The organism is Nonomuraea africana (assembly GCF_014873535.1).
Taxonomy (GTDB): domain Bacteria; phylum Actinomycetota; class Actinomycetes; order Streptosporangiales; family Streptosporangiaceae; genus Nonomuraea; species Nonomuraea africana.
Genome location: NZ_JADBEF010000001.1, coordinates 6,449,002 through 6,473,021 on the forward strand (window position 1 = coordinate 6,449,002; position 24,020 = coordinate 6,473,021).

20 protein-coding genes are annotated in these 24,020 nt (G+C 71.3%); 11 read left to right on the forward strand and 9 right to left on the reverse strand.

Translation table 11 applies throughout. The annotated features are described in order from the left end of the window. Positions 1 to 75 precede the first annotated feature (75 nt). Genes iolD through pdxR form a run of 7 tightly spaced genes read right to left on the reverse strand, consistent with a single transcriptional unit; the run spans position 76 to position 7,648 of the window. Positions 76 to 1,893: a 3D-(3,5/4)-trihydroxycyclohexane-1,2-dione acylhydrolase (decyclizing) gene (iolD, locus tag H4W81_RS30510; protein WP_192777976.1), complete on the reverse strand. Its 1,818-nt coding sequence runs from the start codon at positions 1,891 to 1,893 to the stop codon at positions 76 to 78. Further along, entirely contained in the window at positions 1,890 to 2,708 is an 819-nt protein-coding gene (gene iolB, locus H4W81_RS30515; RefSeq protein WP_192777977.1) for a 5-deoxy-glucuronate isomerase, read from the reverse strand. Before iolB ends, iolD begins: the two co-directional genes overlap by 4 nt. Further along, positions 2,705 to 3,568 carry a Cgl0159 family (beta/alpha)8-fold protein gene (locus H4W81_RS30520; protein ID WP_192777978.1) on the reverse strand — a complete coding sequence of 288 codons (864 nt, stop codon included), beginning with the start codon at positions 3,566 to 3,568 and terminating at the stop codon, positions 2,705 to 2,707. The genes iolB and H4W81_RS30520 overlap by 4 nt, the downstream gene beginning before the upstream one ends. Next, on the reverse strand, positions 3,561 to 4,487 hold the full coding sequence (gene iolC / locus H4W81_RS30525) for a 5-dehydro-2-deoxygluconokinase (RefSeq protein ID WP_192777979.1): 927 nt from the start codon (positions 4,485 to 4,487) through the stop codon (positions 3,561 to 3,563). Before iolC ends, H4W81_RS30520 begins: the two co-directional genes overlap by 8 nt. Next, positions 4,484 to 5,335, reverse strand: coding sequence for a TIM barrel protein (locus H4W81_RS30530; protein ID WP_192777980.1), 852 nt, complete (start codon positions 5,333 to 5,335; stop codon positions 4,484 to 4,486). The genes iolC and H4W81_RS30530 overlap by 4 nt, the downstream gene beginning before the upstream one ends. Continuing rightward, positions 5,332 to 6,270 carry a Gfo/Idh/MocA family protein gene (locus tag H4W81_RS30535; RefSeq protein ID WP_192777981.1) on the reverse strand — a complete coding sequence of 313 codons (939 nt, stop codon included), beginning with the start codon at positions 6,268 to 6,270 and terminating at the stop codon, positions 5,332 to 5,334. The genes H4W81_RS30530 and H4W81_RS30535 overlap by 4 nt, the downstream gene beginning before the upstream one ends. Before the next feature lie 37 nt (positions 6,271 to 6,307). Beyond that, entirely contained in the window at positions 6,308 to 7,648 is a 1,341-nt protein-coding gene (gene pdxR / locus H4W81_RS30540; protein ID WP_192777982.1) for a MocR-like pyridoxine biosynthesis transcription factor PdxR, read from the reverse strand. A gap of 67 nt (positions 7,649 to 7,715) precedes the next feature. Between pdxR and H4W81_RS30545 the strand changes: the two genes are divergently transcribed. Beyond that, complete coding sequence (locus H4W81_RS30545; RefSeq protein WP_192777983.1) at positions 7,716 to 8,597, forward strand: DMT family transporter; 882 nt, start codon at positions 7,716 to 7,718, stop codon at positions 8,595 to 8,597. A gap of 110 nt (positions 8,598 to 8,707) precedes the next feature. Then, positions 8,708 to 10,360 (forward strand): fumarate hydratase, encoded by a 1,653-nt coding sequence (locus H4W81_RS30550; RefSeq protein WP_192777984.1) that lies wholly within the window; start codon positions 8,708 to 8,710, stop codon positions 10,358 to 10,360. A 684-nt stretch (positions 10,361 to 11,044) separates the two neighbouring features. On the opposite strand, the gene H4W81_RS30555 is transcribed toward H4W81_RS30550, so the two are convergent. Continuing rightward, positions 11,045 to 11,233, reverse strand: a complete 189-nt coding sequence (locus tag H4W81_RS30555) for a DUF5999 family protein (protein WP_192781134.1) — start codon at positions 11,231 to 11,233, stop codon at positions 11,045 to 11,047. A gap of 328 nt (positions 11,234 to 11,561) precedes the next feature. Between H4W81_RS30555 and H4W81_RS30560 the strand changes: the two genes are divergently transcribed. From H4W81_RS30560 to H4W81_RS30600, 9 genes are all read left to right on the forward strand, one after another. Continuing rightward, the gene (locus tag H4W81_RS30560) at positions 11,562 to 11,909 is read left to right on the forward strand and encodes a Fe-Mn family superoxide dismutase (protein ID WP_318782045.1); all 348 of its coding nucleotides are present in this window, start codon (positions 11,562 to 11,564) and stop codon (positions 11,907 to 11,909) included. Positions 11,910 to 11,979: 70 nt separating this feature from the next. Continuing rightward, positions 11,980 to 13,074: a serine/threonine-protein kinase gene (locus H4W81_RS30565; RefSeq protein WP_192777985.1), complete on the forward strand. Its 1,095-nt coding sequence runs from the start codon at positions 11,980 to 11,982 to the stop codon at positions 13,072 to 13,074. A 35-nt stretch (positions 13,075 to 13,109) separates the two neighbouring features. Continuing rightward, the gene (locus tag H4W81_RS30570) at positions 13,110 to 14,741 is read left to right on the forward strand and encodes a serine/threonine-protein kinase (RefSeq protein ID WP_192777986.1); all 1,632 of its coding nucleotides are present in this window, start codon (positions 13,110 to 13,112) and stop codon (positions 14,739 to 14,741) included. Between the two features lie 44 nt (positions 14,742 to 14,785). Then, positions 14,786 to 16,177, forward strand: coding sequence for a class II fumarate hydratase (locus H4W81_RS30575; RefSeq protein WP_192777987.1), 1,392 nt, complete (start codon positions 14,786 to 14,788; stop codon positions 16,175 to 16,177). Between the two features lie 482 nt (positions 16,178 to 16,659). Continuing rightward, on the forward strand, positions 16,660 to 17,046 hold the full coding sequence (locus tag H4W81_RS30580) for a hypothetical protein (protein ID WP_192777988.1): 387 nt from the start codon (positions 16,660 to 16,662) through the stop codon (positions 17,044 to 17,046). 75 nt (positions 17,047 to 17,121) lie between these two features. Continuing rightward, positions 17,122 to 17,874, forward strand: a complete 753-nt coding sequence (locus H4W81_RS30585; protein ID WP_192777989.1) for a 3-hydroxybutyrate dehydrogenase — start codon at positions 17,122 to 17,124, stop codon at positions 17,872 to 17,874. Next, entirely contained in the window at positions 17,859 to 19,700 is a 1,842-nt protein-coding gene (locus tag H4W81_RS30590) for a helix-turn-helix domain-containing protein (RefSeq protein WP_192777990.1), read from the forward strand. Before H4W81_RS30585 ends, H4W81_RS30590 begins: the two co-directional genes overlap by 16 nt. 53 nt (positions 19,701 to 19,753) lie before the next feature. Beyond that, positions 19,754 to 21,025: an MFS transporter gene (locus tag H4W81_RS30595; protein WP_192777991.1), complete on the forward strand. Its 1,272-nt coding sequence runs from the start codon at positions 19,754 to 19,756 to the stop codon at positions 21,023 to 21,025. Further along, positions 21,022 to 22,020 (forward strand): alpha/beta fold hydrolase, encoded by a 999-nt coding sequence (locus H4W81_RS30600; RefSeq protein ID WP_192777992.1) that lies wholly within the window; start codon positions 21,022 to 21,024, stop codon positions 22,018 to 22,020. The genes H4W81_RS30595 and H4W81_RS30600 overlap by 4 nt, the downstream gene beginning before the upstream one ends. Here the strand turns inward: H4W81_RS30600 and H4W81_RS30605 are convergent. Then, entirely contained in the window at positions 22,005 to 23,990 is a 1,986-nt protein-coding gene (locus tag H4W81_RS30605; protein ID WP_192777993.1) for a glycosyltransferase family 2 protein, read from the reverse strand. The two genes, H4W81_RS30600 and H4W81_RS30605, sit on opposite strands and share 16 nt — an antisense overlap. Between the last annotated feature and the right edge of the window lie 30 nt (positions 23,991 to 24,020).

Sequence of the window (24,020 nt, forward strand, 5' to 3'; positions counted from 1 at the left end):
CAGCTGTGGATCTTCAGCCTAACCGGCGCCTCGCCACAGGCCCATGGCGGTACGGCAAGGCGCCGGTCGAAGGGGTTACAGGTAGGGGTGCTGGTCGCGTTTGGCCTGCTGGTAGCGGTCGTAGATCTCGCCGGGCTGCTGGGCCACGGGCACGTCCCACCACGCTCCCGACGAAGGCGCCGAGCCGCCGGGGACCGTCTCCACGTAGACCACCGTCGTCCTGACCGCCTCACGCGCCTTCGTCAGCGCCGCCCGCAGCGACTCCCTGTCGTCGGCCCTGAGCACGTCGGCCCCCAGTGACGCCGCGTTCGCCGCCAGGTCGACGGGCACGTAGACCCCGTCCAGCTCCCCCGAGGCTCCCCGCAGCCGGTAGGCGGTGCCGAGCCGCTGGGCGCCGACCGACTCCGACAGGTTCCCGATGGAGGCGAAGCCGTGGTTGTCGACCAGGACGATCACCAGCTTCATCCCCTCCTGGACGGCCGTGGCGATCTCCTGGGCCATCATCAGGTACGAGCCGTCGCCTACCAGGACGAAGACCTCACGAGCCGGAGCCGCCAGCTTGACGCCGAGCCCACCGGCGATCTCGTAGCCCATGCAGGAGTACCCGTACTCGACGTGGTAGCCCTTCGCGTCGCTGACCTTCCACAGCCTGTGGAGATCCCCCGGCATGGAGCCCGCCGCGTTCACCACCACGTCCGTCGGGTGCATGACCTCTCGCAGGTCCTCCAGGACCGCCTCCTGGGTGAGCGAGGGCCCCGCGCGGAACGACCACCACGAGGCGGCCAGCGAGGCGGCGTGCGAAGTCCACGACGCGGGCGCCCGCCAGCCGTCCGGGCGGAGCGCCTCCAGCGCGGCCCGGGCGTCGGCGACGAGCATGACCGCGCCGTTCTTGGCCGCGTCGAAGGCTGTCACGTTGATGTTGAGGAAGCGCGCCCGGCCGAACAGTGTCCTGGAGGCCGTGGTGAAGTCGCTGTACCGGGTGCCGATGCCGATCACCAGGTCGGCCGAGCGGGCCAGCTCGTTGGCGGCAGCCGTCCCCGTGTGGCCGATGGCGCCCACGGACAGCGGCGAGTCCCACGGGAGCGCGCCCTTGCCCGCCTGGGTCTCGGCCACGGGAACGCCGTACTCGGCGGAGAAGGCGCGCAGCGCGTCCCACGCCTCGCTGTAGATCACCCCGCCGCCCGCCACGATGAGCGGACGCTCGGCGGAGCGGATCAGCTCGAGCGCGCGTTCCAGCGCGGCCGGCTCGGGGACGGGCCGCGCGACGTGCCACACCCTGTGCTCGAAGAGCTCGGCGGGCCAGTCGAAGGACTCCGCCTGCACGTCCTGGGGCAGCGCCAGCGTCACCGCGCCGGTCTCGGCGGGATCGGTGAGCACCCGCATCGCCTGCATGAGCGCGGACGGCAGCTGCTCCGGCCGGTTGATCCTGTCGAAGTAGCGCGAGACGGGCCTGAAGGCGTCGTTCACGCTGACGTCGAGCGAGCGGGGGTCCTCGAGCTCCTGCAGCACGGGGTTGGCCACCCGCGTGGCGAAGATGTCGCCGGGCAGCAGCAGCACGGGGATGCGGTTGATCGTGGCGAGGGCGGCGCCGGTGACCATGTTCGTCGCGCCCGGCCCGATGGAGCTCGTGCACGCGAAGGTGGACAGCCTGTTGCGCATCCTGGCGAAGCCCACCGCCGTGTGCACCATGGCCTGCTCGTTGCGGGCCAGATAGTAGGGCAACGCCGACGACGTCCCCGCCCCCTGCGCGGCCAGCGCCTGCCCGATGCCCGCGACGTTCCCGTGCCCGAAGATCCCGAAGCAGCCCTCGACGAGCCGGTGCTCGACGCCGTCGCGCGAGGAGTGCTGCTGGGACAGGAAGCGCACCAGCGCCTGGGCGACCGTGAGCCTCATCCGGCCCTCCCGAAGGGCACCCTGTCGTCGACCTGCTGCTGTTCCCAGGTCCCTCTGATCCAGGCGTGCCGGGGGTCGTCGCAGAACGCCATCGACCGCTCGTCGGCGGGGCCCGCCAGCACGTTGAGGTAGTAGAGGTCGTAACCGGGAGCCGCCATGGAGGGCCCGTGGTAGCCGCGCGGCACCAGCACCACGTCGCCTGCCGACACCTCGGCCAGCACCTCGTGCCCGCCGTAGACGCGCTGGTAGCCGGGGCCGCCCTCGAAGTAGTAGATCTCCTCGAGCACCGCCTCGTGGGCGGAGGCGGTGTCGTGCTTGTGCGGCGGATAGGAGGACCAGTTCCCTCCCGGGGTGAGCACCTCGACCGAGACGAGCTTGTCGCAGTCGAAGGCGTCGGGCGCGCAGAAGTTGTTGACCTGCCTGGAGGCCCGCCCGGCGCCGCGGATCTCGACGGGGACCTTCTCGGCGGGGCCGTACCTGACCGGGAAGCGGCGGGTGGCCCGCGCGGCGGGCAGCGCGAAGCGGCCCTCCCCCGTCACCGTCACCTCGGTGTCGATCGGCACGTAGCCGAAGTCGGTGACGTCCGAGAAGACCGACGAACGGCCGTGCAGCGACAGCCGTTCGCCGTCGGCCTCGATGAGGCACGAGCCGGACAGCGGGAGCACCAGCATCTCCGACGAACCGGTATGGAAGGTGACGGTCTCCCCCGAGAGGTTCAGGACCCGCAGCCCGCAGTAGGCCCACCCGGCGGCCTCCGGGGTGATCTCCAGCGCCCACGGGGCGCGGGAGGTGGTGCCTGCCGGGATGTACGTCATGAGACCTCCAGCATCGCTACTGCGGTGTCGACGGCGGCGGCCACGTCGTCGTCGGGCGGGTAGAGCAGCGCGCGGCCGACCACGAGCCCGCGCACCCCGGGCAGCCTGAGCGCCTTGCGCCACGCCGCGTAGGCCAGGTCGGGGGCGTCGCCCGGATCGCCACCGAGCAGCAGCGTCGGCAGCGTCGTGGCGCGCATGACGCGCTCCATGTCCTCGACGACGGGGATCTTCAGCCAGGTGTGGGCCGAGGTGGTGCCGAGCCCCTGGCCGACGCTGATCGCCCTGATCACGCCCTCGGGCGTCAGGTCGTGGCCCGAGCGCCGCGACCAGAACGGCTCGACCATGGCGACCAGTCCCTCCCCTGCCAGCTCGCTGACCGCCCGAGCGCAGGCGGACAGCGTGGCCGCGGTGCCCGGCTCGTCCAGGGCGATCCTGCACAGCATCTTGCCCCCGTCAAGCCGCATCCGCACGATCGAGGCCGTGTCGTAGGCGGTGAATCTGTCGTCGAACTCGAACACCGCGCCCTGGATGCCGCCGCGGTTCATCGAGCCGATGACAACCTTGTCGTCGAGGGCGCCGAGCAGCAGCAGGTCCTCGACGATGTCAGGGGTGGCCAGCAGGCCGTCCACACCCGGTCTGGCGAGCGCGGTCCGCAGCCGGTCGAGCAGCTCGACCCTGCTGCCCATCGCCAGGGGACGTCCGCCGACGCCGAGCGCGCCGCGCGCGGGATGGTCGGCGGCGATGATCATGAGCTGGTCACGCTCGCCGAGCAGCGGCCTGCGCCTGCGCACGGCCGCCGCCTGGGCGATCCGCTCGGGCTGCCTGGCCCTGATCTCCTGGATCCACCGGTAGTCACCCACGGGCGAGCACCTCCTCGACAGTGGGCATCGCGGGGGCGCAGGCCAGCCGTCCCGCCACGATCGCGCCCGCCGTGTTGGCGAAGCGCAGCGTCCGCTCCAGCGGCCAGCCGGCCAACAGCCCATGGGCCAGCGCGCCACCGAAGGCGTCGCCCGCGCCGAGCCCGTTGACCACCTCGACCTCGACCGGGGGCACCGCGATCGTCTCCGTCGCGGTCATGCCGAGCACGCCGGCCCCGCCCTGCTTCACCACCGCCAGCTCCACGCCGGCATCCAGCAGCGCCTTCCCCGCCTCGTACGGCTCGCGGGTCCCGGTGGCCACCTCGACCTCGTCCAGGTTGCCCACGGCGACGGTGACGTGCCCCAGCGCCTTGCGGACCTGGTGCATGGCGTCCTGCGCCGAGGCCCAGAACATCGGCCGGTAGTCGAGGTCGAGCACCGTGTGCGTCTTACGGTCTCGCGCCTGCCACGCGGCGAAGTGCGCGGCGCGCGACGGCTCCGCCGACAGCCCCGTGACGGTCGCCCAGAAGAGCCTGGCCTGCCTGATGTGCGCGATGGGCAGCTCGTCGGGATGGATCACCAGATCGGGGGCCTTGGGCAGCCGGTAGAAGTAGAGCGGGAAGTCGTCGGGCGGCCTGATCTCGCAGAACGTCACCGGGGTCGGCAGCCCCTCGACGGCGGTGACGAAGGAGTCGTCCACCCCGTAGGAGCGCAGGGCGTCGTGGACGAACTCCCCGAACGGGTCGGCGCCCGTCCTGGTGATCACCGCCGCGCGGTCGCCGAGCCGTGCCGCCGCCACCGCGACGTTGGTCGGGCTGCCGCCCAGGTACTTGCCGAACGTCTCGACCTCCCGCAGCGACACCCCGACCTGGAGGGGATAGACGTCCACCCCGACCCGCCCCATCGTCAGGACGTCGATCATGCGAGTCCTTCCAGGAAGGCGACGCTCTGCCTGACGTCCTGCACGGTGTCGCCCTCCGCCGAGGTGAGCACCGTGTCCTGCTCCATCACGTACCAGCCGGAGTAGCCGCTTTGCCCGAGGATCGTCACGATCCCCGCGATGTCCACGTCGCCCTGGCCCAGCGGGCGGTAGACGCCCTGCCGGACCGCCTCGGTGTAGGTGAGGCTCCCGTCCCTGACCTTCGCCGCGAGGTTCTGGTCGACGTCCTTCAGGTGCACGTGCCTGACCCTGCCCGGATCCCTCCTGACCAGCTCGAGGGGGTCGGTGCCGCCGATCAGCAGGTGCCCCGTGTCCAGGCACAGCGGTACGGCGGAGCCGTCCAGCACGCGCTCGACCTCCTCCCGCGTCTCGACCATGGTTCCGACGTGCGGGTGCAGGGTGATCTGCGGGCCGAGGCCCTTGGCGGCGGTCGTGATCCGCTTCAGGTTGTCCAGCAGCGTCTTCCATCCGGCGGCGTCGAGCCGGGGCCTCCTGTCGTAGCCGTCGGCGCCGCTGTCGGCGGCCAGCACCAGCACCTCGACGTCGCCCTCGGCGAAGTCGCGCATGCGGGCCCGCACGCCAGGCAGCGGGTCGTGCCTGGGCTCGTGCAGCACGACGGGGACGAAGCCGCCGACGGCCCGCAGGCCGTACTCGTCGAGCAGGGCCTTCCTGCGGGCAGGCGAGTGCGGCAGGAAGCCGTCGGGGCCCAGCTCGGTGGCGGTCAGCCCGAGCGAGCGCATCTCCGAGAGCACCCGCTCGCGATCCAGCTGATGGCCCCAGCCCGGCACCTCGCACACACCCCAGGAGATCGGCGCGCCCGCGATCCTCATCGGCTGACCTCCTCGACGGCGACGGACCTGCCCTCGCGGCGCGACCTCTCCGCGGCCTCGGCGACGTAGAGCGCCGCGAGCGCGTCCTCGATCGTGCAGGGGCTCGTGTCGCCGGTGAGGAAGCCGTCGATCTCGGCGACGTAGGCCGCCCTGAAGCGGGTGACGAAGTCGGGCCATGGATCCCCCGGTGGTTGCAGGCCCTCCGCGCTGGTCAGCGGGGCCCGCGGGTCGAGGCCCACGACCTGCGTGCGGCGGGTGCCGGCCAGCTCCATCCTGACGTCGTACCCGGCCCCGTTGTACCTGGATCCCTGGAGCGTCACCAGCGTGCCGTCGTCGAGCGTCAGCAGCGCGGCGCTGTTGTCCACGTCGCCCGCCTCCCTGAAGAAGTCGGCGCCCCTGTTGGCGCCCGTGGCGTAGACGGTCGCCACCTCACGTCCGGTTACCCAGCGCAGGATGTCGAAATCATGGATGTGGCAGTCGCGGTAGATGCCGCCGGACATCGGGATGTAGTCGGCGGGCGGCGGCACGGGATCGGCGGTCAGCAGGTGGACGCGGTGCAGCTCGCCCAGCTCCCCCGCGCGCAGGGCCTTCGCGGCGGCCACGTAACCGGGGTCGAAGCGGCGCTGGAAGCCGATCTGGACGCGGTTGCCCTCGCTCGCCTTCAGCACCTTGATCGTCTCTTCCACCGTCGGCGCGACCGGCTTCTCGCAGAACACCGGGATCCCGCGGCGGCAGGCCTTGATCAGCAGGTCGGCATGGGTGCTGGTGGGGGTGGCGATGACCATGACGTCGGCCTCGAACGGGTCGCCCTGCCTGCCGTACGGCGAGGTGCGCACGGGGTCCCACACGATCAGGTCGTCCACCAGCGGATGCGCGGCGAGAGTCTCGGCGTGAAACGCTCCGATCCTTCCCAAACCGAGCAGACCGACACGCATGACGCCTCCAAGGGGTTGGGGATCCCTTTCTAACCTTCTATCCCTTTCTTTGTCCAGACATACTGACCTTCATGCGTCTGATCACGTCATCGGCGTGATGGGCGGGCAGACGGGCGAATCCCATCACCATCGCGGGCGGCCCCTCGGAGAAGCGCATCGGGCCGACCGGCTCGGCCGACAGCCCCTCGGCCTGGGCCGCGGCGACCACCTCGGCCTCGTCCCACCCCTCCGGCAGGTCGAGGTAGACGTGCAGGCCCGCCTCGATCCCGCGGACGACCAACTCGGGCAGGTGCTCGGCCAGCGCTCTGACCAGGGCGTCGCGGCGCTTCCTGTACTCCCTGCGCATCCTGCGCAGGTTGCGGTCGTAGCCGCCGGTGCGCAGGAGGTGGGCCAGCGCGTACTGCTCGATGACCGGCGAGCCGAGGTCGAGCTCACCGCGCGCCTGCCGTACGGCCTCGGCCAGGTCGGGAGGGGCGGCGATCCAGCCCAGCCGGAGCCCGGGGGCCAGCGACTTGCTGACGCTGCCCGACAGGATCACCCTGTCGGGCGCGAGACCCTGCAGGCAGCCGACGGGGTCGCGGTCGAACCTGAACTCGGCGTCGTAGTCGTCCTCGAGCACCACGCCGCCCCACTCCATCAGCGCGGCCCTGCGCGCGGGCGACAGCACCACACCCGTGGGGTACTGGTGGGCGGGCGTGAGGAGCACGGCGCCGACCCCGCGCAGGCGCTCCACCCGTAGCCCCTCCTCGTCCACGGGGATCGGCACCAGCTCGGCGCCGGTGCGCCGGAGCAGCGGGACCTGGCGGTGACTTGTGGGGTCCTCGACCGCGAGCTTCGGGCTCCGCAGCACGTGCAGGATCAGGCTGAGCCCCTGGGCCACGCCGCCGACGATCACCAGGTTGTCGGCGCTGACGTCGGCGGCGCGCACGCGCTTGAGATAGCTCGCCAATTCCTCGCGCAGCTCGGGGACGCCCCCTGGATCGCCGTAGTCGAAGGCGTCGCTCGGCACCGTGGTCAGCACGTGCCTGACCGCGGCCAGCCAGCGCTCGCGGGGGAAGCCGCCCAGGTCGGGCGAGGTGGGACGGTGACCGTAGTAGGGCGCGCGCTCCAGCGGCCGCGCCGGCTCCCTGCGGGCGGTCGCGGCGACCACCGTGCCGGCGCCGACCCTGGCGATGAGGAAGCCCTCGGCGACCAGCTGCTCGTAGGCTTCGACGACCACGCCCCTGGAGACGCTGAGATCCTTGGCCAGCTCGCGGCTGGCCGGCAGGCGGGTTCCCGCCTCCAGCCTGCCCTGCCTGATGGCCTCCCTCAGCTCGGTCGCCACCTGCCCCGCGATGGCGCCCCTGTCCCTGTCGATCGGGATGTGGAGATCAGCCAATTGGACCTCACTTTTGCCGCATCATTGGACTGTTTGGGCGAACCATTGTTTTCCTAGCATGCCGTACATGAGAAACGGTGTCATCGGGGCGGCCTCCGCCATGTTCCTTGTCGGCACGCTCGCGGGGGTGTCGGGCGTGATCCAGGACTATCCGGTCTACGGCGGGCAGGCCGTCCGCTACCTCGCCGCGGCGGTCATCCTGCTGGCGGCCGCGTGGATGGCGGGCCAGCGGTTCGTCAGGCTGACCGCCCGCGAGACGCTGCTCCTGGTCGCGCTCTCGGTTCTCGGCCTGGTCGTCTTCAACGTGTGCGTGATCGAGGCGACCCGCGCGTCGGGCCCCGCGCTGCCCGGCACCATCCTCGGTACGGTCCCCCTCGTGCTGGCCCTGGTCAGCGGGCGGCCCGCACCCCGGGTGGTGATCGGCGCGGGCATCGTGGTAGCCGGTGCGGTGCTGGCCACGGGGCTCGGCAGCGGCAACCTGCCGGGGCTGCTGTGGTCGCTGGGCGCGCTCGTCGGCGAGGTGAGCTTCTCCCTGCTGGCGATCCCGCTGCTGCCCAAGCTGGGCGCGATGCGGGTGTCGGCCTACTCGACGGCGCTGGCCGTCCCCATGCTGGCCGCCGTCGGCCTGTTCATGGAGGGCTCGGCCATGCTGCGCGTGCCCACCCTCGCCGAGGGCCTCGGCTTCGCCTATCTGACCGTGGTCGTGACGACCATCGCCTTCTTCCTCTGGTACACCTCGCTGCCCAAGCTCGGCGCCGGAACGGCCGGCCTGTTCGCAGGACTGATCCCGGTCGGCGCCATCGTCACGGGGCTGGTGCTGGGCATCGCGGTGCCGTCCGCGCCCGACCTGCTCGGCGCGGGACTGGTCATCCTCGGCATCGTGGTCGGCCTCACCGCGAACCGCGGCGCCGCGGTCGCCGTTCCGGCTCCGGTCCCCGGCCGCTCCTGAAGACGCGCTTCGTGAAGGGGGTGCTTCTTGAAGGCGTGCTTCTCAGGGCGGGGTCCTGCGGGGGCGCGGCACGCCTTACGCTCTAGGAGGACCGAAAGGATCGAGGGGACATGCCCGAGTTCGACTACACCGACCTGCTTCCGCTTGGCGCCGACGACACCGAGTATCGGCTGATCACCAGCGAGGGGGTGCGGAAGGTCGAAGCTGCGGGACGCAGCTTCCTGGAGGTCGACCCGGAGGCGTTGCGGCTGCTCACCGAGACGGCCGTGCACGACATCTCGCACTTTCTGCGCGCCTCCCACCTGGCGCAGCTCAGGAAGATCGTCGATGACCCCGAGTCGAGCGGCAACGACAGGTTCGTGGCGCTCGACCTGCTCAAGAACGCCTCGATCTCGGCCGGTGGCGTGCTGCCCATGTGCCAGGACACCGGCACCGCGATCGTCATGGGCAAGCGCGGCCGCCACGTGCTGACCGACGGCGCCGACGCCGAGCACATCTCGCGCGGCGTCTACGACGCCTACACCAGGCTCAACCTGCGCTACTCCCAGATGGCTCCGCTCACCATGTGGGAGGAGAAGAACACGGGCAACAACCTGCCCGCCCAGATCGAGCTGTACGCCGAGGACCCCCACGGGCACCCCGACGAGTACAAGCTGCTGTTCATGGCCAAGGGCGGCGGGTCGGCCAACAAATCGTTCCTCTATCAGGAGACCAAGGCGGTGCTCAACGAGAAGCGCATGCTGGCCTTCCTCGAGGAGAAGATCCGCTCCCTGGGCACCGCGGCGTGCCCGCCGTACCACCTGGCGGTGGTGATCGGCGGCACCAGCGCCGAGTACGCGCTGAAGACCGCCAAGTACGCCTCGGCCCGCTACCTCGACTCGATCCCGACCGAGGGCTCGCCGTCCGGGCACGGCTTCCGCGACCTCGAGCTGGAGCAGAAGGTCTTCGAGCTGACCCAGAAGCTCGGCATCGGGGCACAGTTCGGCGGCAAGTACTTCTGCCACGACGTGCGCGTCATCCGCCTGCCCAGGCACGGCGCCTCCTGCCCCGTGGCGATCGCGGTCTCCTGCTCGGCCGACAGGCAGGCGCTCGCCAAGATCACGCCCGAGGGCGTTTTCCTGGAGAAGCTGGAGACCGACCCAGCGCGCTTCCTGCCCGAGACGACGGACGAGCACCTGTCCGACGACGTGGTGAAGATCGACCTCAACCGCCCGATGGCCGACATCCTCGCCGAACTGACGAAGTACCCGGTCAAGACGCGGCTCTCGCTCACCGGCCCGCTTGTCGTCGCCCGCGACATCGCCCACGCGAAGATCGCCGAGCTGCTCGACAACGGCGGCGAGATGCCCGCCTACCTGAAGGACCACGCGGTCTACTACGCGGGACCGGCCAAGACGCCCTCGGGGTACGCGTCGGGCTCGTTCGGGCCGACCACGGCGGGACGCATGGACTCCTACGTCGAGCGCTTCCAGGCCGAGGGCGGGTCGATGGTCATGCTCGCCAAGGGCAACAGGTCCAAGCAGGTCACTGAGGCGTGCAAGCAGTACGGCGGGTTCTACCTCGGCTCGATCGGCGGGCCCGCGGCGCGCCTGGCGCAGGACTGCATCAAGAAGGTGGAGGTCCTGGAGTATCCGGAGCTGGGGATGGAGGCGGTGTGGAAGATCGAGGTCGAGGACTTCCCCGCCTTCATCGTGGTCGACGACAAGGGCGACGACTTCTTCATCGACAAGACGGGCCCGGTCCTGTCCATCGGCCGCCGCTGACTTCCGGCTGACCCACTGACCGCCCGGCCGTTCCGCCGACCGAACGGCCGGACCGGCGGGGCACTCACGATCGATCGGCCCGCAGGTGGGTGGCCGCTCCCGAAGGCTCAGCAGCCTGGAGCCCGGTCGGGGGGTCGGGTCCCAGGATTACCAGGGCCGACTCGGGATCGAAGCTCCGAGCCACACGGGGCTGCCCTGGATCGTCTGCACGGGGCCGCCCTTGAATCAGCTCAGCCGTCTCCACGGAGCTGCCCTGGATCAGCTCGCCCGTCTCCATGGGGCTGCCCTGGGGGTGGCCCAGACAGGCCGGTGGCCCAGGCCTATGAGTGCGCCTGTGGGGCGTGTGCCGTCGTCGGGGCTGTCCGCACTCGGGAGTGTCGGATCCCGGGGGACGGCCTGGCGGCGAGGTTCTGGGGGGTTCTCAGGGGGCCGATCAGCGAGGCGTGGCCGGTCTCGGGCGACCGTGGCGTCAGATCCCGGTCCGGCGGCGACGCGAGGGCGGGATCCAGGTGGATCGGGCCCTGCCGGTCGCTCAGCCCCCGCCAGCAGGATGGTCCTGCGGGACTGGCGGCTCGGCTCGCGTCGGTGCTGCTGCTGTCTTCGCCGCTGGAGTTCCTGCCGGCCGATCGTGGCTCGGGAGGATCCAGCGGTGGCTCGGGGCTTGCTGCGGGTCGTGCGGGTGGTTCAGGCCGCGACCAGACCCCTGTGCGGGGCGACGACGGAGCCGTCGGGCAGCAGCAGGCCGGTGTCCTCGAACAGGACCACGCCGTTGCACAGCAGGCTCCAGCCCTGGTCGGGGTGGGACGCGATTACATGCGAGGCCTCACGGTCCGCTGCGTCAGCGGCGGGGCAAACGGGTCGGTGACTGCACATCATGCACCTCTCAGATGATTCTCCTGGTTTGTTCTGTTGGTAGGGCAACGTCGCCCTGACGGTGTCCGGAGGTCCGGCTCGATCTTCGCCCTCCTGCTGGGACCCCGCCCGATCACTCCGGCGGATCTCTTTCTCTCCCCAACGAGGCTGGCGACGCTCTTGTTTCCGGTGAACCTTCCTACCTTCATCATGACGACCGGCACTGACAGTTTCGACGCATTTTGTGGCACTCAGGTTCACGTTTTCATGATGCTCCGGGACCCTTACGGATGGCTTGCAAGCGGCTGACGCGGCGCGTGGCGGCGGCCCGCCGGAGTCCTGCTGGAGCATGCGTGAAGGACGGACGGTCAGCGGTGACCCCGGTGGGCTCGAGTGGGCTTGCCGTACGGGCTCCCAGCAGAACCCGCGCGCCGCCACCAGCGGCGTGCAGGGCTCCGGCTGGGGCGTGCCGGCCTACGAGCCCCTCGGCGGGCGCCTGGTGGTGGAGCAGGTCTACGACCACCACGGCAACGTCGGCATGAACACCACGCCGCTCCCGGTGTTCGACGCCTGGGAGCACGCGTACTACCTGCACTACCGCAACGTCCGCCCGGACTACGTGGAGAAGCTTTGGGGCACCGTGAACTGGGACGATGTGGCCAGGCGGTTTGCTGACGCGACGAGTCAGGCCGGTTGACTGAAGTTCGCAACTATTTATCGGCCCCGCCTCTACTGGTCGGTTTCTGCAAATAGGTAAGCTGCCTGCCATGCGTGCGCCGTCCGGTTACCTCCTTGCCGCGCGCTATCGGCTCATGGAGCCGGTCGGCCGCGGCGGCATGGGCACCGTTTGGCGAGCGCACGACGAGTTGCTGGACCGTCACGTCGCGGTCAAGGAAGTACGGTTGCCGACCGTCCTCGACGAGGAGCTGCGGGCCGAGCTGTGCGCCCGCACCGAGCGCGAGGGCAGGGCCACGGCGATGGTCGCGCACCCCTCGGTGATCACCGTCTTCGACGTCGTCACCGAGGACGAGCGGCCGTGGATCGTGATGGAACTGCTCCAGGCGAGGTCGCTGGAGCAGCTCATCCAGGACGAGGGCCCGCTGCCGCCGCGCAGGGCCGCCGAGATCGGCAGGCAGGTGCTGGGCGCGCTGCGCGCCGTCCACGCCAAGGGCATCCTCCACCGCGACGTCAAGCCCAGCAACGTGCTGGTCACCGACGATCGCGCGGTCCTCACCGACTTCGGCCTGGCCGCCATGGAGGGCGACGCCTCCATCACGCAGGCCGGCATCGTGCTCGGCTCGGCCGGCTACATCGCGCCCGAGCGGGTGCTCGGCGCCAAGGCCAGCCCCGCCGGAGACCTGTGGTCGCTCGGCGCGACCCTCTACACCGCCGTCGAGGGCAGGGGCCTGCACGGCAGGCGCACCGCGGCCGCGGCGCTGGCCGCGCTCACCAGCGGCGAGCCGATCCCCATGCACAAGGCGGGCCCGCTGGCCCCCGTGCTCGACGCGCTGCTGCGCATCGACCCCGCCACCCGCCTCGACTCGGTGCGCGCCTCGCTGATGCTGGCCAGGGTCGCGGCCGGCGGTTCGGCGGAGGAGCCGCTGACCACCAGGGCCAGGATCGTACGCCCGGGGCCGGCCCGCAGGCCCACCCATCGCGGCCTGCACCGGGCCGAGACGACCGCGCCGACCCCCGTCGTTCCCATGCCGCGCGCGCAGCACCGCAAGCCAGGCGAGGGAGTGCACAGGAAGGTCATGGAGCAGCGACCCGCGCCATCCGGTTATGCCCGTTTTGTCGCCAAAGTGATAAAGTTGTTCCTTCCACGACGCTTTTGGCCCCGCGAACTTCGCAAGCGTGGGTAAAGCGTTCTCCAAGCGAGAATAGATATCTTCTTCTCATGCCGGAACAGCAGAAGCGCCTGCTCGCGGAGCGCTATGAGCTGATCTCACCGATCGGCCGGGGGACCATGGGGACCGTCTGGCGGGCCCACGACCGCGCCCTCGGTCGCGAGGTCGCGATCAAAGAGATCCGCCAGGATCCCGGGCTCACCGAGGAGCAGCGCGCCGAACTGCGCGAGCGCATGGTCCGAGAGGGCCGCACCGCCGCGCGGATCAACCATCCCTCCGTGGCCTCGATCCACGACGTGCTCATCCAGGACAACAGTCCGTGGATCATCATGGAGCTCGTCGAGGCCCGCTCCCTGGAACAGGTCATCGAGGAGGAGGGCCCGCTGCCGCCCCGGCTGGTGGCGGAGATCGGCGTCGACCTGCTGGGCGCGCTGCGCGCCGCCCACGCGCAGGGCGTCACGCACCGCGACGTCAAGCCGGGCAACGTGCTCATCACCGAGAGTGGCAGGGTCGTCCTGACCGACTTCGGCATCGCCAAGGCGGAGGGCGACACCAGGCTCACCAAGACCGGCATGGTGATCGGCTCACCCGGCTACACCGCGCCCGAGCGGGCCCGCGGGGAGTACACGGGGCCCGAGTCCGACATCTGGTCGCTCGGCGCGACGCTGTACTTCGCGGTGGAGGGACGGCCGGCCTACGAGCGCGCGACCGTGGCCGAGACCCTCGCCGCGCTGATGACCGAGAACGCCGACGCCCCCACGCAGGCCGGGCCGCTCCGTCCCGTGCTGGAGGGCATGCTCCACAAGGACCACCGCCAGCGGCTGACCGCGGCCACGACCGAGACCATGTTGCGGATGGTGGCCGACACGCCCACCAGCGACATCCCCAAGGTCATGGAGGACTTCGACCCCGACAGGACGATGACTGTGCAGCGCCCCAAGCCCGCCGAGCAGGACGACCAGAGCGCCATCGTCACCTCTCGACTGTCCGTTCCTCCCACGGGACTGCCGGGCAAGCCCGTCTACCCGCCGCCCGCCTCTCCCGACCCCAGTACGGCAGGCGCCGCGCAGGGTCCCGGCCGGCCCGGAGTGCCGCCAGGGCCTGGGCAGCCCGGCCCCAACGCAGGGGCGGGGGCCTTCTCCGGCCCCGCCGCTCAGGGTGGCGCGGGCGCGTTCGGCGCCCCCGCCGGCCCCGGCGGCCCAGGAGCCTTCGCAGGACCGGCGCAGGCCGGTCCCCGACCGGGCGGACCCCACCAGCTTCCAGGCGGACCCGGCCACCACCCCGGAGCACCTGGGCGGCCACCGGGCCCCATGGGTCAGGCCGGTCCGCCGGCGGGGCCGCCGCCGCAGCACGCCCCTCATCCCGGCCAGGGCGGGCCGCCCGGGCGTCCCGGCTACGCCGGTCCTCCGGCGCCCCCGTTCAACGGCGCCCCCGGCGACACCGTGGTGCACCGCGCGCCCGGCGGTCCCGGCGGCCCCGCCGTACCTGCTGCTCCGGCGGGCGGCCACGGGAGCGACCACCCCGACCGGCAGCCCGGGCTGGGCACCGACCTGTTCGCGATCGCGGGGCAGCCCGCCCAGGAGAAGGAGGGCAACCGCGCGGGAGTCCTCATCCTCATCGGCGTCGCCATCGTGGCTCTCGCCGTGATCGCCATCCTGGTCATCTCCGCCGTCTCAGGCTGACCCCGGCACGCCGCGCTCGATCCGGATCGCACAGACTTGGGGATATGAGTGAGTTTCGGATCGAGCACGACTCCATGGGTGAGGTGCGCGTCCCCGTGGACGCCCGGTGGCGCGCCCAGACCCAGCGGGCCGTGGAGAACTTTCCCATCTCGGGACGCCGCCTGGAGCCCTCCCACATCGCCGCCCTCGGCCTGATCAAGGCGGTCGCGGCCGAGGTGAACACCGAGCTCGGCGTGCTCGACAAGGACGTCGCCGAGGCCATCGCCCAGGCCGCCGCCGACGTGGCGGAGAACGAGTACGACGAGCACTTCCCCATCGACGTGTTCCAGACCGGCTCGGGCACCTCCTCGAACATGAACGTCAACGAGGTCATCGCCACGCTGGCCCAGGAGCGGCTCGGCCGTCCCGTGCACCCGAACGACCACGTCAACGCCTCGCAGTCGTCCAACGACGTCTTCCCCACCTCCATCCACGTGGCTGCGGCCACCGAGGTCGTCTTCCATCTGGTGCCCTCGCTCCAGCACCTGGCCATCGCGCTGAGGGCCAAGTCGACGGAGTTCGCGCAGACCGTGAAGTCGGGCAGGACCCATCTCATGGACGCCACCCCCGTGACGCTCGGCCAGGAGTTCGGCGGCTACGCCTCGCAGATCGAGCACGGTGTCAGCCGGGTCAACTCGGCCCTGCGCCACGTCGTCGAGCTCCCGCTGGGCGGTACCGCCGTGGGCACCGGCATCAACACGCCTCCGGGCTTCGCCGCGAAGGCCATCGAGAAGCTCAGCGAGGCGACGGGCATCAGGTTCGTCGAGGCCGAGGACCACTTCGAGGCGCAGAGCGCCCAGGACGCGATCGTCGAGCTGTCCGGGCAGCTCAAGGTCGTCGCCGTCTCGCTCAACAAGATCGCAAACGACCTGCGCTGGATGGGCTCGGGTCCCAGGGCGGGGCTCGGCGAGATCAACCTGCCCGACCTCCAGCCCGGCTCGTCGATCATGCCGGGCAAGGTCAACCCGGTGATCCCCGAGGCCACGGCCATGGTCGCGGCCCAGGTCATCGGCAACGACGCCGCGATCACCTTCGCCGGGGCCTCGGGCACCTTCGAGCTGAACGTCATGCTCCCCGTCATCGCCAGGAACATCCTGGAGTCGATCCGCCTGCTGGCGAACGTCTCCCGCCTGCTCGCCGACCGCTGCGTCGCGGGGATCACGGCCAACACCGAGCGGCTGAGGGAGTACGCCGAGTCGTCCCCGTCGATCGTCACGCCGCTGAACCGCCACGTCGGTTACGAGGAGGCCGCGAAGATCGCCAAGCAGGCGCTGGCCGAGCGCAAGACGATCCGCCAGGTGGTCATCGAGCGCGGCCACGTCGCCAACGGCACCCTCACCGAGATCGAGCTGGACGCGGCCCTCGACGTCCTGTCCATGACCCGCCCTTCGCAGTAGCCGATCCACCCGCCCGACCGGTCCCGGCCGCCGTCCCGCCGGGATCGGTCGGGCGAGTTCGGTAACGATTCGCCAACGTAGTCGTCCGATTCCGCAAAGTGGTCGTCAGAGCAAGGCGTCGGCAACCGCCGATCCCGCCTGGCGAAAGGGTGACCGATAGCGTGCGAAAGGTTCCCGCGGCGAGCAACAACCGCATTGCGTTTCGGTGGAACACGTCGGCACCGCCGGCAGACGGGGTATCCCTGGGCCGTGGATCGGCTGGTGCGCCGGTGCGGCAGGCCACGCTCAGGTGGTGGGGTCCCGAAGGAGACGGTGTGGGCATCCCGGACGAAGGACGGCAGAGGTCGGCGCAGCGCGGCCCGCCCTCGGCTCCATGAGGTTTCGCGAGTCGAAGACATCCCATGGAGTTTCGAGAGGAGGTGTGACGCCACCCCGCCGCCCCGAGGCAGGCCCCCGGCGTCACGTACCAGATGAGGATCCTGATGCTTCGCCTGTTCCAGGCCATGCGCAACGCCAGGGCCAAGGACCTGACCCGGCACCTGGCCGCCACGCCCCTCGAGCACATCTACGCCCGCTTCGGCCGCGACATCCTGGCCCAGGCGGCCCAGGACCGCGCGCTGTCCGACGCCATCGCCAAGGAGGTCGCCGAGATCGACCGGTCGATCGAGGAGGAAGGCGTCGATCCCACCCCCGTCGAGCTGCGCTCCTTCCTCATGGGGTACGGCCAGGGCGTCATCGACTCCGCGGTGATCAGGCCCGATCTGGTCGCCCAGGACACCAGCTGCGGCAGCGTCTACCCGAGCTCGGTGGTCAAGCTCGGCGCGCTGAGCCAGAAGGCGTTCGCGGGCGGCCTCATCAAGATGTCCTGAGGCACACATGAGCCCGGAGAGGTATGTGGCCGGGCTCCATGTGCCGTGGGAGGAGAAGCGGCTAGGGTCCGAGACATGACGGAGGAGCTGACCGGGCGCACCGCCCTGGTGACGGGGGCGGGAAGCGGGATCGGCAGGGCGTGCGCCGTCAGGCTGGCCGCGGCGGGGGCCAGGGTGCTGGTCGTCGACAGGTCCGGCGCGGCGGCCGAGCGGGTGGCGAAGGAGATCGGAGGGGTCGCGGTCACCGCCGATCTCTCGCTCGACGGCTTCCTCGGCGAGCTTCCCCGCGAACCCGTCGACATCCTCGTGAACAACGCCGGATTCCAGCACGTCGCGCCGATCGAGGAGTTCCCTCCCGAGATCTTCGCCACCATGCTCAAGGTCATGCTGGAGGCCCCCTTCCTGCTGGCCAGGCACGTGCTGCCGGGCATGTACGCCAGAGGCTGGGGCCGCGTGGTCAATGTCTCCTCCGTCCACGGGCTGCGGGCCTCGCCGTACAAGGCGGCCTACGTCGCGGCCAAGCACGGCCTCGAGGGGCTGTCGAAGGTGATCGCGCTCGAAGGCGCGGCCAAGGGCGTGACCTCGACCTGCGTCAATCCCGGCTACGTCCGCACCGAGCTGGTCGAGAGGCAGATCGCGGCCCAAGCCGTCTCCCACGGCATACCCGAGAGCGAGGTCGTCGAGCAGGTGATGCTCCAGCCCGCCGCGGTGAAGCGGCTGATCGAGCCGGCGGAGGTCGCCGAGCTGGTCGCCTACCTGTGCGGCCCGCACGGCTCCTTCGTCACCGGCGTCTCCCTTCCCGTGGACGGTGGATGGACGGCTCGCTAGCCTTCCTCGACCTGCTGGCCAGAGAGGCGTCGGCGGTCGAGTTCGAGGGCCCGATACTCAAGGCCAGGGCCGAGGGCGCCAGCCACCAGGTCATCGAGGAACTCGAAGAGGCCAAGCTGCGGGCACTCAAGGTCCGCGCGCTGCTGCGGCGCAGGGCCAGACGCGAGGCCGAGCTGAGCGCGCTCTACGACACCGCGGGCGACCTGGCGGGCCTGCGCGACCTCGACGCCGTGCTCGAGGCCATCGTGCACAGGGCCAGGCAGCTGCTCGGCACCGACACCGCCTACATGACGCTGCACGACCCCGACAGGGGCGACACCTTCATGCGGGTGACCGACGGCTCGATCTCGGCCGACTTCCGTGCGCTCAGGCTGGCGATGGGCGCGGGGCTCGGCGGCCTGGTGGCGCAGACGGCGACGCCGTACTCCACCGCCGACTACTTCGCCGACGCCCGCTTCAGGCACACCGCCGAGATCGACCACGCGGTCAAGGAGGAGGGCCTGGTCGCCATCCTCGGTGTGCCACTGCGGCTGGGACGCAGGGTGATCGGCGTGCTCATGGCCGCCAACCGCAGCGCCAGGCCGTTCGCCCAGGAGGAGGTCTCGCTGCTGGCGAGCCTCGCCGCGCACGCGGCAGTCGCGATCGACAACGCCAGGCTGCTGCAGGAGACGCGCAACGCCCTCGACGAGCTCTCCCACGCGCACCGGATCGCCAGGGAGCACAGCGACGCGGTGGAGCGGGCCGCGCTGGCCCACGACAGGATGACGGGGCTGGTGCTGCGCGGCGGCGGCATCGAGGACGTGGCGGCCGTGGTCACCGAGGTGCTCGGCGGCACGCTCGCCGTCCTCGACGAGACGGGACGGCCGCTGGTCGGCGAGGTGGAGGACGGCGTCCTCGACCAGGCGGTGCCCGGCCGCACGGTCAGGAGGGGCGACCTCATGATCAGCCAGAGCGCGCCGCTGTGCACGCTGGTCCTGCGGAGCGACGACGCCGACGAGCGCATCCTGGAGCGGGCCGCGCTGGTCTGCGCGCTGCTGCTGCTGTTCCGCAGGAGCGTCGCGGAGGCGGAGGGCAGGGTGCGCGGCGAGCTGCTCGACGACCTCATCTCCCGTGCCGCCGAGGACCCGCGCGGCCTCACCGACCGCGCCCGCAGGCTCGGCGTCGACCTGTCCGCCCCGCACCTGCTGGTCGTGGCCAGGCACGACGGCCAGCGCGAGCGCGCCGCGTTCTGGGCCTCGTCGCAGGCGGCGGTCGCCAGAGGGCTGGCGGCCGCGCGCGGCCAGGAGGTGGTGCTCCTGCTTCCCGGCACCGACCCCGGCGGCACCGCCCAGCGCGTGGCCACCGAGCTGACCGCCTCTCTCGGCTCCCCCGCGACGGCCGGCGCGGCCGGCCCGATCACCGAGCCCACGCACGTCCCCAGGGCCCACAGGGAGGCGCTGCGCTGCGCCGAGTCGCTGATCGCGCTCGGCCGGGCCGGCGACGGCGCCGGCGCCGCCGAGCTGGGCTTCGTCGGCCTGCTGATCGGCGAGGGACGCGACGTCCGCGCCTTCGTCTCGGCCACGCTCGGCCCCGTCATCGACTACGACGAGCGCAGGGGCACCGCCCTGCTCGGCACGCTCGCCGCCTACTTCGCCTCGGGCGGCTCCCCCTCGCGCACCGCCGAGGCCATGCACATCCACGTCAACACCGTCACCCAGCGCCTCGACAGGGTCGCCAGGCTGCTCGGCGACGGCTGGCAGGAGCCCGAGCGCGCCCTGGAGATCCAGCTCGCCCTGCGCCTGCGCCACATATCCGCGGCGGGGACTGTGGGGCCGACGCCCATATAAGTGACGCCGGTCACTCTTTACCGTGGGCGAAACCCCCCAGAAAAGGCGAACCTATGAGCATCAAAAAGATCGTGGCCGCGAGCCTGATCGGCACCACCATCGAGTGGTACGACTTCTTCCTGTACGGCTCGGCGGCGGCCCTCGTCTTCAACGTCCTGTTCTTCCCCGACTCCGACCCGCTGACCGGCACGCTCCTCGCGTTCCTCACCTACGCCGTCGGCTTCGTCGCCCGCCCCCTCGGCGGCCTGGTCTTCGGCCACTTCGGCGACCGCCTCGGCCGCAAGACGCTGCTGGTCATCAGCCTGCTGCTGATGGGCGTCGCGACCTTCCTCATCGGCTGCCTGCCCACCCACGCGGCCATCGGCGGCGCGGCACCGCTGCTGCTGACCGCGCTCCGCCTGGTGCAGGGCTTCGCGCTGGGCGGCGAGTGGGGCGGCGCCGTCCTGATCGTCTCCGAGCACGGCGACGCCGGCAGGCGCGGGTTCTGGGCCTCGTGGCCGCAGGCCGGCGCGCCCGGCGGGAACCTGCTGGCCACGGGCGTGCTGGCGCTGCTGGCCGCCTTCCAGTCCGACGAGGCCTTCCTGTCGTGGGGCTGGCGTGTGCCGTTCCTGCTGTCGGGCGTGCTGGTGATGGTCGGCCTGTGGATCAGGCTCTCCATCAGCGAGTCGCCCGTCTTCCAGCAGGCTCCCCCGCTGGAGGACAAGACGCCGATCGTGGGTGTGCTCAGGCACCACTGGCGCGACGTCCTGGTCGCGATCGGCGCCCGCCTGGCCGAGAACATCTCCTTCTACCTGATCACCGTCTTCGTCATCACCTACGGCACGACCGTCGTCAAGCTGGACCGGGGGACCGTCCTGAACGCGGTCCTGATCGGCTCCGCGATCCACTTCCTGACGATCCCGCTCTGGGGCGCGCTCTCCGACCGCCTCGGCCGCCGCCCCGTCTATCTCGCGGGCGCCGCGGGGATCGGCGTGTGGATCTTCGCCTTCTTCCCGCTGATCAACACCGGCGGCTTCCTGGCGATCACCCTGGCCGTCACCGTCGGCCTGCTCTTCCACGGCATGATGTACGGCCCGCAGGCCGCATTCTTCTCCGAGCTGTTCGGCACGAGGATGCGCTACACGGGCGTCTCGATCGGCGCCCAGCTCTCGGCCATCGTGGCGGGCGCGCTCGCCCCGGTCATCGCCGTCAGGCTGCTGCAGGAGTTCGGCTCGTGGGTCCCGATCGCCGGCTACCTGGCCATCGCCGCCGTGCTCACCCTGGTGGCGGTCTACGCCGCCCGCGAGACCCAGGGCCGCGACCTCGCGGAGAAGGTCAACGCATGAAGGTGACCACGTCGCGGCTCACGCAGAACGTGCTGGAGGGGCCGCGCGCCGAGGGCGAGCCCGTGTTGTTCGTCCACGGCAACGTCTCCTCCGCCGCCTTCTGGCGCGACACGCTCGCCGCCATGCCGGACGACTACCGCCCGCTCGCGGCCGACCTGCGCGGATTCGGCGAGAGCGACCCCGCCCCCGTGGACGCCACCCGCGGCCTGCGCGACTTCTCCGACGACCTGGTCGAGCTCGTGGCGGCCATGGAGCTCGGCCCCGTCCACCTGGTCGGCTGGAGCATGGGCGGCGGCGTCGTGATGCAGGTGCTGCGCGACCACCCGGCTCTGGTCCGCTCGCTCACGCTGGTCAACCCGGTCTCACCGTACGGCTACAGCGGCACCGAGGGCGCCGACGGCGTCCTCACCCACGCCGACGGCACCGGAGCCGGCGCGGGCGCCGCCAACACCGACTTCGTGGCCAGGCTCGCCAAGGGCGACACGTCGGCGGAGTCGCCCACCTCGCCGCGCAGCGTCTTCCGCACCTCCTACGTCGCCAAACCGGTCGCCGACGAGGACTTCTACGTCGCCTCGATGCTGACCACCAGGGTCGGCGACGACAACTACCCCGGTGACGCCGTCACCTCCGCGGCCTGGCCAGGTGTGCGCCCCGGCACGCGCGGCGTGCTCAACGCCCTGGCCCCGACCCACTTCCGCATCGACGACCTGCACACCGTCGAGCCCAGGCCGCCGATCCTGTGGATCAGGGGCGCCGACGACGTGATCGTCTCCGACGCCTCGCCGTTCGACCTGGCCCAGCTCGGCCTGCTCGGCATCGTGCCCGGCTCGCCGGGCACGCCGGCCCAGCCCATGGTCACCCAGACCAGGGCCGCGCTGGAGCGCTACGGCGACTACCGCGAGGCCGTGCTGGCGGAGTGCGGCCACAGCCCGCATCTCGAACACCCGGAGGAGTTCCGCCGGCTGCTGGTGGCGCACCTTCAGGCGCGCAGGTAGCGGTGCGTGCTCGCCCGTGCCAGCCGTACGGCGTGCCGTGCTCCTGGCACGCGCCGGGCCAGCCTGCGCAGCGCCGTGTCGCGGCCCAGCGGGTTGCGTTCGGGGTCGACCGCGGCGGCCGGCCTGACCTCGATCCTGCCGCGGCGCATCTCGAGAGCGAAACGCAGCCCCGTCTCCTTGTCCTCGAGGCGCAGCGACGTCAGCCACGCGCCGGGTCCCAGGTGCTCCTTGCCCGGCATGATCCGCTTGACGGGCACCTTGGCGACCAGCTGACCCGGCGTCTTCCCCGGCAGGCCCGGCTCGATCAGTGCCGGCGCGCTCACCTCGCGGCCCCAGCGCGTGGGGTCGCGCAGCACCAGCTCCATGGCGGGGCCCCCGCTCGGCGGCACGTACGGCACCGGCACCACCACGTAGCAGTGGCCGTCGCGCTTGGTGACGGTCGCGGAGGGTGAGACCAGGGCGATCGACTCGGCGAACGTCTTGGGCTCGACGCACAGCCCGAGCTCTCCCTTGTCGCTCCAGTACGGCACGACCAGGCGCCTCCTCGGCCGTTCGGCCAGCACGCCGAGGCAGGTCAGCGGACCCTCCGACCTGGCCCTGGCGGAGGCACGGTGCGCTCCGCCGTACATCCTGACGTGGACCTCCCAGTGCCCGGAGGGCAGTGAGTCGCCGACCGCGGCGGTGCCGACGTCGATGCGCGCCCTGCCGTGCACCTGGACGCGCACCCTGCCGCGCTCGTTGATCCGCACGATCTCGCCGGCCACCGGGACGAAGTAGATGTCTCCGGTCTCCTGCTGCCTGACGTAGACCTCGATGCGGGCGCGCTCGACCTCTTCGGTGACGTCGGTGACGTCCTCGGGCAGCAGGGTGGCGTCGACCGAGCCGGGCGGGCGCCAGTAGAGGCGGTCGCCCTCCTCGCGGAAGCGGGCGGGCTCGCCCGCGTGCGTGTAGATCTCCACCTCCAGGCCGAAGTCCAGCGCGGCGCCCATCCAGCACAGGTCGACGAGATCGGCCCTGAGGCCGCCCCTGCCCCAGTCGTTGGCGAAGCTGACGAGCTGGTCCAGGCGGCCCGCCCGGAGCAGGACGGCCACGGCCCGCAGATGCACGGGCAGGTGGCGGTCGAGCCGCTCGGGGAAGCGCTCCAGGACCAGCCTCCTGAAGGTGGTGAAGAACGCCCCTCTGTCCACCGAGGAGTTGGCGAACCTCGCGCCCACGAACGGGCGCAGCACGGTGGTGCGGAACCAGTGGGCGTACATCCGGTCGCGCTGGCTGCCCTCCTCGGTGCTCGCGTCGATGAGGTCGAGCAGCGCGTGGAGTTCGGTGATCACCACCGAGGGCGGGTCGTCCGGCTGTTCGTCCTGCTCGCCGAGGTGGCAGCAGACCTCGCCGGCCAGCACCGTGACCACCTTGGCGGCGAGGTAGGCGCGCAGCGAGAACGCCTGCTCGGCCACCTTCCCCCCGGGTACGGCGAAGCCCAGCCGGTGTTCCTCGAGGAAGGCCCGCCGGAACAGCTTGTGCGGGGTGAGCAGGGTGAGCAGCTTGTCCCGCAGCACGTCGGCACGCGCCCGGTTGGCCTCGAAGGCCGCCATCGGCGGGCCGCCGTCGCGCACGAGCCTGCCGATCAGCACGTCGGCGTCGCACTCGACGGCCCGCTCGTACATCATCTCCAGTGCGCCGCGCGTCAGCCTGTCGCACTGGTCGAGCAGGTAGACGTAGTCGCCTCTGGCGCTGGCGACGCCCACGTTGCGGCCGCGCACCGCCGAGCGGGTGTGGGGCAGGTGCAGGACCCGCACGTTGCGCCGGACGGCGGCGATCGTGTCGAGCCGTTCGGCGATCCCGTCCGTGGAGCCGTCGTCCACGAAGATCACTTCATAGTCGTCCGGTGGCAGCGTCTGCTCCAGGACGGAACGGATGCATGCGTCGGCGGTCTCGCCTGGATTGTGAACATTCACGATCACACTGACCTTCACACGGCCAAGCGTGAGCCGTCATCCGCTCAA